Raw genomic sequence first — 11,908 nt, forward strand, 5'->3', positions numbered from 1 at the left:
CTCCTGTCGTTTTGGTACGGACGGTTGAGGTAGGCACCGGGCGACTCCGAAACTGGGCGGCGGGGCACCGCCCAGTTCTCGTTCCCGGAGGTGTCTGTATCGGCGAAGGAGGTGGTCGGCGGATGCGACCGATCGAGGACGACTTGCTGGTACGAGCGCAGGCCGGTGACGGTGACGCGTTCCGCGAGCTCAGCGAGCCGTATCAACGTGAGCTGCTGGTGCACTGCTACCGGATGCTCGGCTCGCTGCAGGACGCGGAGGACACGCTGCAGGAGACCCTGCTCGCAGCCTGGCGGGCCATCCCGGACTTCGAAGCCCGTTCGTCGGTCCGCACGTGGCTCTACACGATCGCGACCAACAGGTGCCTGAACGCGCGGCGGGCGACCCGTCGTCGGCCGGCGAAGGAGTGGGACGTGCCCGGAGTGCAACCACCGGCCGCGACGCGGTACGGCGAGGTCGTTTGGCTCGAGCCATTACCCGAGCACCTGTCAGCCGATGTCGGTACGGCGCCCGGACCGGAGGCGCAGTACGAACAGAGCGAGTCGATCTCGCTCGCGTTCGTGACCGCGTTGCAGTTGCTGCCACCACGCCAGCTCGCTGTGCTCGTCCTGCGTGACGTCCTCGGCTATCGGGCTCGTGACGTGGCCGACATGCTGCAGACCACGACGGAGTCGGTGACGAGCGCCCTCAAACGAGCGCGCGCCGCACTGCTCAAGGAACCGCCGCGGCGGGCGGCGGCACAGTCCGGCTCATCCGCCGAAGCGACACTGGTCGCTGAGTTCGTCAGGGCGTACGAGGCGAGCGACGTCGAGGGGGTCATCTCACTCCTGACGGACGACGTCTTCCTCTCGATGCCGCCGATGCCGTTCGAGTACGAGGGCAAGCCGATCGTCGCCGAGTTCTGGCGGCTGCTGTTCACCGCGAGCCGCGAGTACCGCCTGATTCCCACCCACGCCAACGGCCAGCCGGCGTTCGGCGCCTATGTTCGCGGTGCCGACGGTGCCTTCCACGGCACCGGGCTGTTCGTGATCACCCTCGCGGGCGAGCAGATCAGCGCGCTGACCCGGTTCGAGAAGATGTTCCTGGCCAGATGCGGGCTGCCCCGGACGCTGCCCGCCGTACGGGGGTCAGAAGATGTAGAACCCGGTGACGGCGGTTGGGAGGATGCCTAGCAGGAGCCAGGGGGACAGCAGCCTGCGGCGGAAGATGGCGAGGATGCCGGCGACGGTGAGGACGCCGATCACGCCGGACATGAACCACAGGCCGACACCGCGGCCGAAGTCGCCGGCCGCGACACCGATGCTGTAGACGGCCAGCGTGATGGCGGGGACGCTGCCGACATGGAAGAGGACGGCGGAGACGACCCAGCGCTGGACGGTCTCGATGTTCATCGGACGAGGAGTACGCCGGCGTCGTAGCACGCGTCGCTCCGTGGGTCGCGTCTGTTGCTCCATCGTCTCTCCCAATGATTAGTGTACTAAGCATTAGGCTACACAAGGTTGCTACGCTAATCACATGGCAGCGACGAAGATCACTCCGCCCGAGAATCCGCTGGCTCTCGAGCATCAGGTCTGCTTCGCCCTGGCGGTCGCCTCGCGGAGCGTCATCGCGCTGTACCGGCCGGTCCTCGAGCCGATGGGCCTGACGCACCCGCAGTACCTGGTGATGCTGGCGCTGTGGGAGTTCGAGCCGGTCTCGGTGAAGGACCTGTCCGGCATGCTCCAGCTCGAGCCGGCGACGCTGTCCCCGCTGCTCAAACGCCTCGAAGCCGCCGGCCTCCTGCGTCGCGACCGCTCCGCGACGGACGAGCGCGCCTTGGCCGTCGCCCTCACCGACAAAGGCCGCGCCCTCCGCGCCCAAGCCCTCCAAGTGCCCCCCGCCATCGTCGAGCGTCTCGGCATGGACATCGACGAACTGATGGACCTCCACGCCCGCCTCACCCGAGTCATCGCCGCCGCCACCGCCACCCACAGCTGACGGCGTAGCCACGGTCACCCGAACGTCAGGTGGGACTTACCTGACTGCGCCGCAGCGCTTGCCTGGCATTCACTTCCAGCGGTTCGCCGGCCATGTCTGCTGCGTAGAGCGCTGCGCCGATGACCGGGCTGTACGCCGGGGTCCGCAGATCGTAAGGATGCTCGAGCGCCGCAAGCTCGTTCGTGAAAGCGTGCAGTACGGCGGGTGTGGTGAGCACTCCGCCTGAGTACGAAACCGGCACTGCTCTCGTCGGTGCGAAGCCTAGACGTGTCCGTGTCGTCTCCACGAGCCGCACCAGCTCGGACGCGGTCTGATCCACGATGCGCGCCGCCGCCGCATCCCCGAGCCCGGCTGCCTGCACGATCGGTCGCGACAATGCGGCCACGGCCCGCCGGCTGCCCCGCCAGCGATTGAGCACGACGTCGATGAGATCGAGGTCGGACGACAGCTCGAGATGCTCGCGCAACACGGTGAGCAGGGGGCCAGGAGGAAGCCGACCGTCGCTCATCTGAGAGAACGCCCGCAGACCCCGGACCCCGATCCAGTAGCCGGATCCCTCGTCGCCGAACAACTCGCCCCAGCCGCCGACCCGGATGCCGGTGTGGCCGTAGCGGCCATAGGTCATCGATCCGGTCCCGCTGATCACATTGATGCCGTCGGCGAGCGCGAGTGAACCCGCCCAACCGCAGACCATGTCGTTGTCACAGCGGTACCGGTCGTGCCCGAGCGCGGCCCGAGGGGCAGCGTCGAGCTGTGGTAGGTCGGCGCTCACCTCGCCGTACGCCGGTAGTCCGAAGAACGCGGACGTGATCGCGGCAGGCTGGATGCCGGCCAGGGCACAGATTCGAGGGACAGCCTCGGCCAGGACACGCTCCACCAGGGAAGCGCCTTCCTCCGAACTCGAATCGAGGTAGTAGCAACTGGGCGCCTCCGATGTCGCGAGTAGCTCACCCGTTCCGGTGATCAGGCACAACGCCGTACCCGATCCGCCTCCGTCGACGCCGAGATAGATGCTCACGGCTGGAGTGGGTGGATGGTCACGCCCTGGACGACACGATTGACCTCGCCGTCGGGGAACGGGTTGTCCGGCATCCGGCCGAGCGCCACGGAGAACTGCACCGCGAGCACCTGAGCGATCAGCACGAACGGCAGCGTCAGTACGGCGTCGTTCACATCGGCCACTCCGTCGATCTGCCAGGTATCCGCGGCGACTGCCGGATCCTCGGGCCGGGCGCTGACGACGAGCACGTTCTCGGGACCGATCGCCGCGCGGAGCTCTGCCGCGATGTCTTGGTCGTACTGGCGGGTGTAGGGGTCGTTGGAGAGGTAGACGACCGCGAGGGTCCGCTTCTCGAGGACCGCCTTCGGCCCGTGCCGGAATCCGAGTGGGGTGTCGTAGTAGCTGACGACCTTGCCCGCGGTCAGTTCGAGGAGCTTCAGCGCCGACTCCCTGGCCAGACCGCCCAGGGAGCCACTCCCGAGGTAGACGACCCGGTCGTAATGGCCGCCTGCCAGTCGGGCCAGGTCGTCCGAGCGAGCGAGTACCTGCTCGGCCGCCGCGGCCAGCCGATCGGCGAGCCGGGGATGCTGATCCCGGGCCAGCGCCAGCCAGGCCGTCAGCAGCATCGACGTGAAGCTCGACGTCATCGCGAAGCCCCGATCGTTGGTTGCCGGAGGCATCAACAGGACCAGTGACGCGGCGGTGCGCGCATGTTCGCGGGCGAGTCGGCCATCGGCGTTGCAGGTGATGACCAGTTGGTGCACAGACGCCAGGCAGGTCGCCGCGAGTTCGGTGGCTGCGACGCTCTCCGGGCTGTCACCGGACCGGGCGAACGAGACCAGCAGCGTCGGGACGTCCTCGGCGAACATCTCCCGGGGGTTCGAGACGATGTCGGTGGTCGCAATCGCCTCCACCCGGCGCCGGAGGGTTCGGGCCAGCGCGGGAGCCAGCACTTCGCCGGCGAACGCCGACGTGCCCGCCCCGGTCAGCACGATCCGCAGGTCCGGCAGCGCGAGCAACGGGTCGAGGAACGCGGCAACCTCGGGAGACCTGGTGGCCAGGGTCGCGGCGGCCTCCCGCCAGACGGCGGGCTGCTGGACGACCTCCTGGTAGGTGGCCAGCGACGTCAGATCCCCCGGAGTGCCGACGGGCGCTCGGTTCATGCGGCGACCTCGGACGCGGCGAAGCGATCGAGCAGCGGCGCATGGGCCTTGATCGCGTCGTCCAGGATGCTGGTCGCGACGGTGAGTCCGCCGACGAGCGGGTCCAGGGCCAAGGCTTGCAGTGCGAGCGACCGGTCGCCGGTCAGGGCAGCGCGAACGGTGATCTCCTGTTGCTGCGCTCGCGCGGACAGGACGGCCGCGATCCCGTCCGGCAACGGTCCTACCCCGAGGCCGATGATCCCTGCGGCGCCGACCACCGCCGGGACCTCGACCACAGCGGTCGACGGCAGGTTGGGGATCTTGCCTTCGTTCGGCAGGTTCACCGCCAGTTCGACGTGGTCCTTGCCGGTCACGATGGCCTCGGCGATCGCTACCAGCCGCTCCGCTTCCTGATTGTCGGTCCGGGGGAGCGGTGCCTTGCCGTCGGCCTGGGCGTGCAGCCTCTCCCAGAGATCGTCCTTCTGGCCGATGTACCGCATGGTGGCGTCCCGGCCACCTTGCAGGCCCCAGGGCAGATCCGTGTCGTCGGCCGGGCTGCCGTCCTTGGCGCGCAGGTACCCGCCGAAGAATTCGGCGACATGACGATCACCCGGTGCCGGGTAGAGCCCGAACGTCCGCAGCAGGTCGGCCGACACCGGCAGGTGCACGCCTTCTTCGCTGGTGGAGGGCGCGTCGACTCCACCCGCGCGCTCGGCCACGGCCCGACGCAGGAGCGGATACACATCCTCGGGTCCGTGCCGAACGTCGAGGAGCCAGCAGAGATGGTTCAGGCCGGCGAAGACAGCCTTCAGCTCACCGGGCTGGTATCCCAGGTCGGCGGCCAGTTTGGACAGTGTGTGCATGGTGCCGTGGCAGAGGCCGACCGCGTTGAGGCCGGTCTCGGCGGTGATCGCCCGGACGTTCGCCGTCAGTGGGTTGGAATAATTGATCAGCTGTGCCTCGGGTGCGAGGTCGGCGACATCGTTGCCGATGGCCACGAGTTCGGGCACGTGCCGCAGGGCCCGCAGGACGCCGCCCGGCCCGACGCTGTCGCCCACGGTCTGGGCGATGCCGTACCTGGCCGGCACCTCGACGTCGGCGCGCCAGCCCGCGGCGGCTCCGACCGCGATCGTCGTGGTCACGAAGCGCGCGCCGGGCAACGCCTCCCGCCGGTCGACGTGCGGGACGAACTCGAGTTCGGCTCCGCGTTCGGCGGCGATCCGGCGGCCGACCCTGGCCATCGTCTCGGCGGCCTCGCCGTTCAGGTCGACCAAATGAACTGTCCAGCCATCGAACGTCCGCGTGGACGCGAGATCGGTCATCAGACCCGGTGTGAACACCGTGCTGCCCGCGCCGATCAGGACGATGGACTTCTCACTCACGGATTTCCCCTTCAGGAAGGTGGTCACTTGGTACTGCCGGCCAGCAGGCCGTTGACGATGTAGCGGTTGAACGCCAGAGCAAGTGCTGCCGGCACGATGATCGCCAGCACTCCGGCCGCGTTCAGCAGGGTCGACGGCACGACGTGTCTCCCCTGCAGGGCAGCGATGACCACCGTCAGCGGTTGGGTGGACAGATCGCTGGACAGCACCAGCGGGAACAGGAACTGGCCCCAGGCGAACAGGAAGGTGATCAAGGCGGTCGAGATGATGCCTGGCCGGGCGAGCGGCAGCAGGAGATGCCACAGCACTTGGAGCCGGTGGGCGCCGTCCACGAGCCCGGCCTCCTCGATCCCGAGCGGCAGGCTGGCGAAGTAGTTGTGCAGGATCCACGTCGCCAGTGGCAGGAAGCCGGAGACATAGACGAGCACGATGCCGCTGTAGGTGTTCACCAGCCCGAACGTGCTCATGATCCGGTACAGCGGAATCAGCGTCGTGTACGCCGGGAACGCCATCGTCGCCAGCACCGCGTAGAACAACACGTTCCGGCCGCGGAACCGCATCCGGGCGAACGCGTACGCCGCCAGCGTCGCGAGCAGCACGGTCAGGATGGTCGCGGCGCCGCACTCGACGACGATGTTCACCGCCGACCGCCGGATCTGCGGCGCGATGTCGCTGTCGCCGCCCAGCAGCGTCGAGTAGTTCTGCAAGGTGGCGTTCGTCGGCAAGTAGTGCGCCGGCCGGGCGCGCGCGTCGGCCTCGGTCTGCAGACTGGTCTTGATCGTCCAGTACACCGGCCCGAGGGACCAGATGAGAATGAGCGCCACCCCGATACCCCGGCCGACGCCCGTACGTCGCTTCACAGTTCGACCCTCCGATAGACGAGACGCACGACGACCAGCGAGATCAGCAGCGTGACGATGGTGATCAGCAAGGACAACGCGTACCCCTCACCGAAGTCGAGGTCCTGGAAGCTGATGAAGTAGGTCTGCATGGTGACCGAGGCGCCGGTGTTCGCCGCGCCGTTCAGGACGTACGGCTGATCGAAGACGTTGAGTGTGGCGATCACCGCTTGCACCATGGTGACCGCGATCCCCGGCCGGGCCAGCGGCAGGGTGATCCGCCGGAACGCCGACCACGGCGTACAGCCGTCGATCTGGGCCGCCTCGTACAGCTCGCCCGGAATGAGTTGCAGGACGGCCAGGATCAGCAGCACCGACAGCGGCGCGATCTGCCAGACCTGGACGAGCTCGATCAGGGCGATCGTGAGCAGCCGGTTCTGGCCGAGCAGGACGGCGTTCCCGTCGCTGAGATGCAGCGACGACAGCACGCTGTTGATCAGGCCGGCGTTCGGATCGAAGATGCCGGTCCAGAGGATGCCCTCGACGACGCCGGGCATCGCCCACGGCAGGATCAGGACGGCGATGACGAGACTGCGTCCCCGGAACGGCTTCTGCAGGACGACGGCCGCCCCGATACCGATCAGGGTCGACAGCGTCACGCCGATCACGACGTACAGCGCGGTGTTGCCGATGCTGCCGACGACGGCGTGGTCCTTGGCCAGCCGGATGAAGTTGCCCAGTCCGTCGAAGCGGGTGGGCGGATCCAGCGCGCTGACCTTGTAGAACGACTGCACCACGGTGAACACGGCCGGCACCAGGGCCAGGCAGGCGATGAAGATCATCACCGGTGCGACCAGCAGGTACGGCAGCAGATCGATCCGGGAGCGGCGGACCGGCTTCCCGCGGTTCGCCGGTCCGGCCGGGGGAAGCGGTGTCTCGCCCCCGGCCGGCGCCGGCGTCGTGGTCGAAGAACTCACGCTCACGACCCGGACGCCAACTCGTTCGCCGTGTCGCCGATCGTCTTCATCGCCTGCTCGACGGTCATCGAGCCGGTGGCCGCGGAGTGCAGGTTGGTGTACACCGCGTTGGAGAACTTGGGGTACCACGAGGGCGCGCCGCCCTCGAAGACGGGCTTGGAACCCTGCAGCATCGGCACGAGGTCCTCACCGCCGACCAGGTTGCCCTTCGCGGTCATCTGCTTGACCGCCGACAGGTGTGACGGGATCGGGTAGGTCGGGAACGTCTTCTCCGGGCCGTTCACCCCGGCGAAGTCGGCCTGCTGCTCGGTGGCCGTGAACCACTCGATGAACTTGGCCGCGGCGTTCGGGTACTTGGCCTGCTTGGGGATGCCGATGCCGTCGGGGTTGCTGAGGTTGGCTCCCGGCCCCGAGACGCCCGGTGTCCTGATGTACTTCACCTCGCCGACGACCGAGGACGACTTCTTGACGTTGTACAGCGTGCCGACGTTGCCGGAGTAGTCGGAGAAGGTGCTTGCCACCTGCCCCTTGGCCATCAGGTTCTGCTGCCCCTGCGAGTCGGTGACGTTGATGTTGCCGGGTGGGACGAGACCGGACTTCAGTGCGTCCACCATCCACTGGGCCGCCTTGTAGCCGGCCGAGTCGGGGCTGGTGAACTGAGGTTTGCCGTCCTTGTCGAGCACCGTGCCACCGAACGCCCCGGTGGTCTCGTACCAGTACGTCGACAGCCCTTCCGCGGCGGCGAACGGGATGTTCAACGGGTGCTCGGCAACTCCCTTGGCCTTGATGGTCCTGAGGGCCGCGGTGTACTCGTCGATCGTCTGCGGAGCCGGGTCGGCACCGGCCTTCTGGAACATCTCCGTGTTCACGGTGGTCACCATGAACGAGGCGTCGTACGGAATGCCGACCACGTGGCCATCGACGGTGAACGAGGCGAGCTGCGGTACGTCGGCCGCCATCGCCTTGGTGTCGACGTAGGAGTCCATCGGGTAGTACCAGCCGAGCTTGCCGAGCTGCCCGACCCGGGACCAGTCGACGTTGGTGGCGTCGGCGAAGTAGGTCTTCGCCGTGGCCGCGGCCGAGATCTTGCTCTGCAGGCTGTCCCAGTCGAGGTTCACCCAGTTGACCGTGATGCCGGTCTGTTGGGTGAACGCGTCCAGGGCGGCCTTCGGTGGCGCGTCCGAGGCGAGCGCGACGGTGATGGTGACGCCACTGGTCTGGGTCGACCCGCCGCTGCTCTGCTTGGTGTCCGATCCGCCGCAGCCCGCGAGGACGAGGGCCAGACTCGTGACGCCTGCCATCAGTCCCGCGCGCCACCGCACGGTACCGGTTCGACGTGTGCTGCTCAGCATGGTTTCTCCGGGGGAGGGGTGCGCAAGTGCGCAGTTCAACGCTCGATAGTGATTGGAAAGTAGCTGAAGAGAAAACTACCGGTCAAGACATTCGAATACATGCGCAACTTTTTGCGCGACTGCGCACTTTGTGTGCATCTTGTACAGTGCCGTTCGTGCGGAAGTCAGAGCGGTTGAGCGCGATCCTCGATCAGGTCGGCGTGCACGGCAGCGTGGACGTCGCGGCCCTGGCGGTGGCGCTCGGCGTCTCCGGGGCCACCATCCGCCGCGACCTGCAGACGCTGAGCCGCAATCAGCTGCTGGTGCGCACGCACGGCGGAGCGATGTCCAACGAAGCCGGCGACGAGGTGCCGACCAGGGTCAAGGCGGCCCTCCGGCAGGCGGAGAAGCGAAGCATCGGCCGCGCCGCCGCCGCGTTCGTCGAAGAGGGCTCGGTGGTCGGCATGACCGGCGGCACGACCGCGCTCGAGCTGTCCCGCGCCCTCGCCCAGCGCCGCGGGATCACCGTCGTCACGAACGCGATCAACATCGCCTCCGAACTGGTCGGCCACTCCGGGGTCCGGCTCGTGCTCATCGGCGGCATCGCGCGTTCGTCGTACGAACTGGTCGGCCCGGCCGCGGAGGCGATGCTGGCCAACTACCACCTCGACATCGCGTTCATCGGAGTGGACGGCCTGACCCCGGAGGAGGGGTGTACGACGTACGACGAGATGGAGGCGCAGACTGATCTGGCGTTCCTGCGTCGCGCGCGTCGCAGTGTCGTGATCACCGACAGCTCCAAGCTCGGCAGGGTGACCTTCGCCCGGATCAGTCTGCTCTCCGGCGTGACCGACGTCGTCACCGATCGGGGTGCCCGCCCCGAGCAGCTCGAGGCGCTGGAGCGGGCCGGCGTCCGCGTGACCGCCGTCTGAGCGATCAGTTCGTCAGTGACGCTCGGCCACGACGAGCTGGAACTTCTCGAACGTCAGCCGGACGGTGTTGTGCCGTGCGTCGACCGTACCCAGGGACGTCCCGTTGAACGGATCGGTCAGCCGGTATCGGCCCTGTCCGAGACCGCGCAGCTCCACCTCTCCGTCCCACTGGTCGGCGTAGAACGCGTAGTGGAGAGTCGAGTTCTTCGCGATGACGTGGGTCTCGGGCAGGTCGAACCCGACGTCGTACAGCTCGCCGCGGTACTCGCCGGTGGGCAGCATGTTCCTCTCGTACAGGTCGACCCACTTGCGCCAGAGTGCCTCCTTCTCGGGAGTGAGCACCTTCTCCCGTCCCGGCCTCGTCCCGGGCGGATCGGCCGGATAGGTGAACTTCGTCGACAGGACTGCGCCGACGCCGTAGCTGGAGGCGAAGTCGTTGCCTCCGTCACTCAGTTCGACGTGGTCGCCGGCGTAGCTGCTGCCCGGCCCCATCAGCGCCTTCATCGACTTGCCCTTGGTCCGGACCTGGTACGACGACCGCGGGTCCGAGGCCGGGTACTGGTCGACGTACGGCAGGTTGTGGAACGCGAACGCCGTACCGCAGGGACAGAGCTCGACGACCGCATTGCGATTCGCGGCGTGCGCGGCGTCGTGAATCGCCTGCCAGAACCGGGCCAGGCCCTCGGTCGACTCCTCCGGCCGAACGTGCCGGTGGGCGGGGTTGTAGCAGGGCGCCACCGCGTTGAGATGCTGCCCGTCGATCTTGAGTCCCTCGTACCCCCAGTCGCCGATGAACTTCCGTGCCTGCCGCGCGAAGTAGTCCACGGTCGGCTGGTACGCCGGGCACAAGGTGTAGGCATCCCACCAAGTGACGTCCTGCTTGTTGCCGTCAGCATCCAGTAGCAGCATGTCCGGGTGTTCCCTGAACAGGTTGCTGTCGGGATCCGCTGCCAGCGGTGCCCACCAGAGCCGAGGCAGCAGGCCGGCGTCGCGGATCTGCCGGGTGAACGCCCGCATGTCCGCCTCGCCGCGCGGGAACTTCGCCAGGTTGATATCCCAGTCGCCCTCGTTGGTCTGCCAGCCGTCATCCAGACCGGCCCACTTGAAACCGACGTCACGGACCTTGGGTAACGTGGCGAGCACCTGCTCGACGGTGAAGTTTCGCTCGTAGCCCCAGGCGCACCAGACCGGAGCGAACGCCGACTTCGGCACCTTGGGCGCACGCAGGCCGATGTCGCCCATGTACTCGCGGTACCGCTGCAGGGGCACGAAGTGGTCGCGCGAATGGACCGTGAGGAAGGTGGTGTCGGTGGTCAGCTGCTGGCCGGGCTTCAGCACACGAACCGCATCGCCTTCGATGGCAAGGGTCGCACCGGCAGCGGTCTTCCGCACCGGCATCCGCAGGATCCGCGCCTTGGGTTCGACGTGCCCGACCGACAGGCCGGCGCCCCGACGCCAGACCGACGCCATCGGCGTGCCGCCGCCGTAGTCGGACGCGTCCATCCCCAGCGAGTTCTCCTGGAAGAAGTCCGCGGTCACCGGCTGGATCCAATCGCGCCGATCCTCGTGCGTGGAGCCGGAGAAGGTGTAGAAACCGCCTGGCTTCTCCAGCAGCTCGTGAGCTCCGTTCCGCCAGCCGGTGATGCTCAACGAGTTGCCGGACAGGTTCGTGTAGGTCACCTGCAGCACGGCCATGCCGCTCAACCGCTGATAGCAGGTCAGTTCCACGGTCTTCCGTACGCGTTCCCCGGAGTCACCTTCGATCGTCACCTGGACGCCCGCCCCATGCCGCGAGTGCCAGGTCTTGCGGGTCCGATGTCCCTTGTACGCAAAGGATTCGATCGCTGTGCCACCGAGGAGCAGGGCCTCTGCGGCGTCGAACTGCGTCAGCTTCGAACCGTTCAAGGCGACCCTGCTGTGCAGCTGGTCGTCGAACTCCACCGTGATGGAGGTGTCGCCCACGCCCACGACCTTCGGGCCGTGCTGCGGCGCCGCGGCTGCGGTCGCGGCCGGCAGCGCCGCCAGGCCAACACCCCCCAGAGCCACCTTCAGTACGGTCCGCCGCTTGATGTCGTTCATGCCAGAACTCCTTTGCTCGTTGCAGGAGTGGGAGTTGAGACAGCTGCGCAGCTGTCGCGCTGAGATGCGCGATGAGGACTGAAAGCTAGATCTGACGAGCAAAAAACGTCAATAGATCGAGGAAATGCGCAGCATATTGAGCAAGTGTGCACGGGTCGGGATCACCTTCCCCGGACCGCTCAGTCCGACTGATCAGTTCCTGGGTGCCGGTCGATCGCCGGTCCTACCGTCATCCCGAATCTCGCTGGT

Annotated in this window: 11 protein-coding genes; 3 read left to right on the top strand and 8 right to left on the bottom strand. The window is 67.5% G+C overall.

Annotation, left to right across the window (positions count from 1 at the left end):
• Positions 1–122: 122 nt before the first annotated feature.
• The gene (locus ACZ6O0_RS36370) at positions 123–1,172 is read left to right on the top strand and encodes an RNA polymerase subunit sigma-70 (RefSeq protein ID WP_465769590.1); all 1,050 of its coding nucleotides are present in this window, start codon (positions 123–125) and stop codon (positions 1,170–1,172) included.
• Here ACZ6O0_RS36370 and ACZ6O0_RS36375 read toward each other — a convergent pair.
• Positions 1,128–1,391 carry a hypothetical protein gene (locus ACZ6O0_RS36375; RefSeq protein WP_465769591.1) on the bottom strand — a complete coding sequence of 88 codons (264 nt, stop codon included), beginning with the start codon at positions 1,389–1,391 and terminating at the stop codon, positions 1,128–1,130. The two genes, ACZ6O0_RS36370 and ACZ6O0_RS36375, sit on opposite strands and share 45 nt — an antisense overlap.
• Positions 1,392–1,515: 124 nt before the next feature.
• Between ACZ6O0_RS36375 and ACZ6O0_RS36380 the strand changes: the two genes are divergently transcribed.
• Complete coding sequence (locus tag ACZ6O0_RS36380) at positions 1,516–1,977, top strand: MarR family winged helix-turn-helix transcriptional regulator (RefSeq protein WP_465769592.1); 462 nt, start codon at positions 1,516–1,518, stop codon at positions 1,975–1,977.
• Positions 1,978–2,002: 25 nt separating this feature from the next.
• On the opposite strand, the gene ACZ6O0_RS36385 is transcribed toward ACZ6O0_RS36380, so the two are convergent.
• Genes ACZ6O0_RS36385 through ACZ6O0_RS36410 form a run of 6 tightly spaced genes read right to left on the bottom strand, consistent with a single transcriptional unit; the run spans position 2,003 to position 8,618 of the window.
• Complete coding sequence (locus ACZ6O0_RS36385; RefSeq protein ID WP_465769593.1) at positions 2,003–2,995, bottom strand: N-acetylglucosamine kinase; 993 nt, start codon at positions 2,993–2,995, stop codon at positions 2,003–2,005.
• On the bottom strand, positions 2,992–4,140 hold the full coding sequence (locus tag ACZ6O0_RS36390) for an SIS domain-containing protein (protein ID WP_465769594.1): 1,149 nt from the start codon (positions 4,138–4,140) through the stop codon (positions 2,992–2,994). Before ACZ6O0_RS36390 ends, ACZ6O0_RS36385 begins: the two co-directional genes overlap by 4 nt.
• A complete protein-coding gene (locus ACZ6O0_RS36395) occupies positions 4,137–5,501 on the bottom strand; it encodes a family 4 glycosyl hydrolase (RefSeq protein WP_465769595.1) in 1,365 nt (454 codons plus the stop codon). Before ACZ6O0_RS36395 ends, ACZ6O0_RS36390 begins: the two co-directional genes overlap by 4 nt.
• A 23-nt stretch (positions 5,502–5,524) precedes the next feature.
• Complete coding sequence (locus ACZ6O0_RS36400; protein WP_465769596.1) at positions 5,525–6,361, bottom strand: carbohydrate ABC transporter permease; 837 nt, start codon at positions 6,359–6,361, stop codon at positions 5,525–5,527.
• Positions 6,358–7,317 (bottom strand): carbohydrate ABC transporter permease, encoded by a 960-nt coding sequence (locus tag ACZ6O0_RS36405; RefSeq protein WP_465769597.1) that lies wholly within the window; start codon positions 7,315–7,317, stop codon positions 6,358–6,360. The genes ACZ6O0_RS36400 and ACZ6O0_RS36405 overlap by 4 nt, the downstream gene beginning before the upstream one ends.
• Before the next feature lie 2 nt (positions 7,318–7,319).
• Positions 7,320–8,618: an ABC transporter substrate-binding protein gene (locus ACZ6O0_RS36410; RefSeq protein ID WP_465769598.1), complete on the bottom strand. Its 1,299-nt coding sequence runs from the start codon at positions 8,616–8,618 to the stop codon at positions 7,320–7,322.
• Between the two features lie 206 nt (positions 8,619–8,824).
• On the opposite strand from ACZ6O0_RS36410, the gene ACZ6O0_RS36415 reads away from it, so the two are divergent.
• Complete coding sequence (locus tag ACZ6O0_RS36415; RefSeq protein ID WP_465769599.1) at positions 8,825–9,580, top strand: DeoR/GlpR family DNA-binding transcription regulator; 756 nt, start codon at positions 8,825–8,827, stop codon at positions 9,578–9,580.
• Positions 9,581–9,592: 12 nt separating this feature from the next.
• On the opposite strand, the gene ACZ6O0_RS36420 is transcribed toward ACZ6O0_RS36415, so the two are convergent.
• On the bottom strand, positions 9,593–11,659 hold the full coding sequence (locus ACZ6O0_RS36420) for a glycoside hydrolase family 36 protein (protein WP_465769600.1): 2,067 nt from the start codon (positions 11,657–11,659) through the stop codon (positions 9,593–9,595).
• Positions 11,660–11,908: the final 249 nt, after the last annotated feature.

The organism is Kribbella sp. NPDC048837 (assembly GCF_055586945.1).